At 66.7% G+C, this 3,965-nt stretch carries 7 protein-coding genes; 3 read left to right on the top strand and 4 right to left on the bottom strand.

What is annotated here, in order from left to right; genetic code table 11:
- Window positions 1-900: 3' terminal RNA ribose 2'-O-methyltransferase Hen1 (locus tag AC1DWT_RS49980; protein ID WP_477926142.1), on the bottom strand; the 900-nt coding region annotated here is incomplete at its 3' end.
- Window positions 901-1,135: 235 nt separating this feature from the next.
- Between AC1DWT_RS49980 and AC1DWT_RS49975 the strand changes: the two genes are divergently transcribed.
- The gene (locus AC1DWT_RS49975; protein WP_259375783.1) at window positions 1,136-1,261 is read left to right on the top strand and encodes a hypothetical protein; all 126 of its coding nucleotides are present in this window, start codon (window positions 1,136-1,138) and stop codon (window positions 1,259-1,261) included.
- 226 nt (window positions 1,262-1,487) lie between these two features.
- On the opposite strand, the gene AC1DWT_RS49970 is transcribed toward AC1DWT_RS49975, so the two are convergent.
- Window positions 1,488-1,694, bottom strand: a complete 207-nt coding sequence (locus AC1DWT_RS49970) for a hypothetical protein (protein WP_072941917.1) — start codon at window positions 1,692-1,694, stop codon at window positions 1,488-1,490.
- Window positions 1,691-1,945, bottom strand: coding sequence for a hypothetical protein (locus AC1DWT_RS49965; RefSeq protein WP_179377671.1), 255 nt, complete (start codon window positions 1,943-1,945; stop codon window positions 1,691-1,693). Before AC1DWT_RS49965 ends, AC1DWT_RS49970 begins: the two co-directional genes overlap by 4 nt.
- 271 nt (window positions 1,946-2,216) lie before the next feature.
- Here AC1DWT_RS49965 and AC1DWT_RS49960 point away from each other — a divergent pair, with 271 nt between their 5' ends.
- The gene (locus AC1DWT_RS49960) at window positions 2,217-2,405 is read left to right on the top strand and encodes a ChaB family protein (protein ID WP_072941588.1); all 189 of its coding nucleotides are present in this window, start codon (window positions 2,217-2,219) and stop codon (window positions 2,403-2,405) included.
- Window positions 2,406-2,468: 63 nt separating this feature from the next.
- Here AC1DWT_RS49960 and AC1DWT_RS49955 read toward each other — a convergent pair whose 3' ends face one another.
- Window positions 2,469-3,194, bottom strand: coding sequence for a GntR family transcriptional regulator (locus AC1DWT_RS49955; RefSeq protein WP_179377672.1), 726 nt, complete (start codon window positions 3,192-3,194; stop codon window positions 2,469-2,471).
- Between the two features lie 61 nt (window positions 3,195-3,255).
- Here AC1DWT_RS49955 and AC1DWT_RS49950 point away from each other — a divergent pair.
- On the top strand, window positions 3,256-3,965 hold a 710-nt coding region (locus tag AC1DWT_RS49950; RefSeq protein WP_477926141.1), incomplete at its 3' end, for an FAD-binding oxidoreductase.

Below are 3,965 nucleotides of genomic sequence, written 5' to 3'. Positions count from 1 at the left end.
GTCGATGACAGTGCGGGCCTCGAGTTCGCCGAGCGCTCCGAGGACCGCCTCGCGCCGAAGCAGGTTCAGCGGCGGGGCGGCCGCCGTGTCCGCCTCGCACCCAATGCCCGCCGCGTCGCTGCCGGGCTCCTCGTCGACCGGTGGTTCCAACCGCTCCGCCACGTCGTCGCCGAGTTCGGCGAGCCGCTCGAACGCCGAGCGCGTCAGGGCGGACTGATGCCGCAGGTAGCGGCGGGTGATGAGGGTGCTCTCCGGGTGCTCCGCGAGCCAGGATCCACCGGCGCGGATCAGCTTGTCGACCTCGTCGGAGGCGACCCAATAGTGCTTGGCGTCGTCGAGCACCGGAAGCAGTACATACAGGTGATTCAGGGCGTCGGCGAGCCGGATGTCGCCGCGCAAGGTGAGCCGCACATAGCGGGAATCGCCCCATTCCGGAAACGCATCGTCGAGTGGCACGGGGCGCGCCTCGACGGTCCACCCCAGTGGCGTGAAGAGTTGTTCGGCCAGTTCCGGTCCACCGCGACACGGCAGTGCGGGCAGCGAAATCTCCAGCGGGATCGGCGTCGCGGCCAATTCCGGCTTGAGCGTGCACCGTCCGGCACGGGCAGTGCGGAAGACGTCCGCCAACGCCACCGACAGCAGCGATGACACGGCGTACGGCCGGTCGTTGACATACTGTCCCATCGCATAGTCGGCGGACCTGCCGGACGTGCGGGCGAGCCGGATCGCATCGACATCGAGCAACAGCGCCGCCGTGCAACGATTTTCGTTCGCCTCGGGATAGAACACGCGTGCGACACCGCAGGATTGGGTGAACTCCTGAACCCGATCGGGGTGCTTGTGCAGCAGGTACCCGAGATTGGTTGCCGGGCGCGCCGTCGTGGAAATCGTCAGGATCACCAGGCACAGTCTGCCGCAGGCAGGGTGCCCGCCGCACCCAGATTTCGGTCGGGCACCCGTCCGGACGGTACGGTGCTCGATTCGGTGGATACCTGGTTCGAGATCAACAGGGTGTCCGCACGCTCGAACGCAGTGTCGTCGCTTACCGTCCCGAAGGCACCCGGATCGTCGCTACAGCCGGCGACGCCGACAACACCGACGCGAGGGCAGGCGGCCGGCACAGCGGAACATCCCGTTGGCCCTCGACGAGTTGACCGCGATCGCCACCACCCCGCCCCTGACAGTGACGGCGCCGCTCATCCCGGCCGTGCCGCTGATGCCGTCCTGCGGAGCCGTCACCGATGGGAACGGGCAGAGCTGACCCGTGAGAAGGTGGCCCGGCTCGACCGAGCGCTCGAAGTGCGGTGGGCGAACTGCCGGGTAGCAGGGGCCTCACCCTGGATCGGCGGATCGGACCACTCCGGTTGACGGACTTCGGCAAGGACAGCGTCTGCGAGGTGGTCACCGTGGCATCGGCCGCCGGGGAACGGCGCCTGGACGGGTTCTACCCCGGTCACGGCAGCGCCTACTCCGACGAAGACCATCCGTCACATGCTGTCGAAGATGCGTTGTTCCGGGACGCCGGCGTTCTGTGCCGAGGTGACGGCGTCGAGGAGGTCGTCGGTGAGTTGCTCGAAGGTGGCGGTGCGGACCCGTTCCGGGGGTCGGTCGCTCGGGTGTGTGGTCAGGAAGCAGTGCAGCATCGCGCACGTGTCGCGCACGTGTTCGAGTGCCCGGCGTTGGTCGTCGTTCATCGCAGGTCCGATTGGCGGCCGACACTCGGCGTCGGCGCGTCGTGAGGTTCCCTGGGCGGGCTGGCGTGGTCGACCGCCCGTAGCAGGTCGTGGGTGAGTCGTCGGTAGGTGGAGAGCCATCGGTGGTCGACGGGTTCGTCGCGCAGATATGCAGTCAAGGTGGCGGTGTTCTCGCCGGTATCCAACCATCGGCGCAGGTCGGTAGTGCGATCCTGGACGTGCTGCAACAAAGTGTGTGGCGAAACGGGCATCGAGTCTCCTCTGGTCCGGAATTCCCTTCGGCGAGAATGAATTTCACGTGGCGGCGAGCTTCCCGAGTCATTGTTGCCTATGCAGGTGTCCGATGCTGGTGTTTCCCGGTCTGTGCCGCCACGGTCGGGAGTCGGGGTGACTCGTGACTGCCGATGGCTGATCAGTCGGTCGGCGTCGGAAAACTTGCCCAACTCCGGTTCCGTCGCGGTGGTACCGGGCGGACAATCGATGGGTACGAGACCAAGCCCATGACCGAGAAGGAGTGGAGCCGTGAACCGGACAGACCTCCCACAGACACTGCGGAGATCATCGAAGGAGGTGCAGGCCGCTTTCGCCACAGCGCATGAGACAGCCGTTCGGCGGTACGGCGAGGGCGAGGAGGCTCAACGTGCGGCATACGGCGAGCTCAAACAATCTTTCGAGCTCGTGACGGACCACTGGGTGCCCAAGCAGGACTGATGTCGCACCCGTGAGTACTTGTTAACCGCCGGACGTTGATAAGTACTCACGGGTGGATGGGCCTCAGACGACGGCAGACCAGATCTCGTCGACGGATCGATCGGACGCCTCGGTGCGAAGGGCCTGTGCGACGAGCAGGCGTCCGGTGTTCTCCAGGTGCCTACGCATCGCGGCCTCTGCCTCGTCGGAATCACCTGCGATGATCGCGTCGATGACGGGTGTGTGCTCGTCGTCGATGTCGGTGAGCGTTCTGGTCTTGTCGGCGGTGTTGGCCCCGAGTAGTCGGGTGGTCTCGCGCAATGTCTTGACGATCGCCCGGGCCCGGCTGTTGTCGGCGGCGTCGAGGATCATGTCGTGAAGCCCGAGGTCATGGTGGGCGAACTGGTGTTCGTCGCCGACAGCGGCCGCGTCCCGCATCAGGCGTTGCTGGCGGAGTAGTGCGTCCGACAGGGCGGGGTCGGATGCGGTCGCGGCCTTGCGGACGGCGGGAAGTTCCAGCGCCAATCGGACTGCGAAGATCTCGGCGATCTCCTTGGGCTGGGGGAGCAGAATGCGGAACCCCTGCCGAGCCTCGAACTTGATGAGTCCCACTTCTTCGAGACGGAGCAGCGCGTCGCGCACGGGGGTGCGGGAGATGCCCAGGCCCTCGGCGAGTTGGTAGACCGAATACTTCACTCCCGGCTTCATGCGGCCGTCGTCGATGGCGGCCCGCACGGCGGCGATGGCCTGCTCCATCCGTCGTCCTGCGAACGGGGTGAGCGGTTCGAGTTCGAGCGCTTCGTCTGCCACCCGATCACTGTAACAACACAGGACTGTTCGTAGCATGCTAGGAGCATGTAGCATGCTACAAATGATCACCGCTGAATCACTGGCCGCTGAGCTGCGCAGTTCTGGAGTGAGCGATGTTCTCTCCGACGGCACGACCCGCGCCGCCTATTCGTCCGACGCGTCCCTGTACCGGGTGCGACCGCTGGTCGTCGCGCGGCCGCGACACGCCGACGAGGTCGCGGCGGCCCTCGCGGTGTGCCGCCGGGAGGGTGTGCCCCTGACTTCGCGCGGCGGTGGCACGTCCGTCGCCGGCAACGCGGTCGGGACGGGACTGATCCTGGACTTCAGCCGGCACATGAACCGGGTGCTCTCGATCGACACGGACGCACAGACTGCGACAGTGGAGCCGGGCACGATCCAGATGGTGCTGCAGCAGGCCGTGGCACCGCACGGCCTGCGATTCGGGCCCGATCCGTCGACCTCCACCCGCTGCACGATCGGCGGCATGATCGGCAACAACGCGTGCGGGTCCCGCACCCTCGGATACGGCCGGACCTCGGACAACGTGACGGGCCTACATGTGCTCACCGGAACCGGGGAGTCGCTGCAACTGGGCGCGGCGGGCGAGCTGACGGCATCCCCGGCGCTGAGTGCATTGCAGCAGGTCACCCGCGGCGGCTTGGCGGCCATCCGCACCGAACTCGGCCAGTTCGGCCGTCAGGTGTCCGGCTACGCCCTCGAACATCTTTTGCCGGAGAACCGGTTCGACGTGACCCGCATGCTGGTCGGCAC

The organism is Rhodococcus sp. P4_B6, assembly GCF_056402215.1.
This window is presented reverse-complemented; position numbering and strand designations above follow the sequence as displayed.

What these genes read in the sequence shown, in the direction of transcription:
- AC1DWT_RS49970 (WP_072941917.1), bottom strand. Translation starts at nt 1,694, where the DNA reads ATGAACGACGACCAACGCCGGGCACTCGAACACGTGCGCGACACGTGC.
- AC1DWT_RS49965 (WP_179377671.1), bottom strand. Translation starts at nt 1,945, where the DNA reads ATGCCCGTTTCGCCACACACTTTGTTGCAGCACGTCCAGGATCGCACT.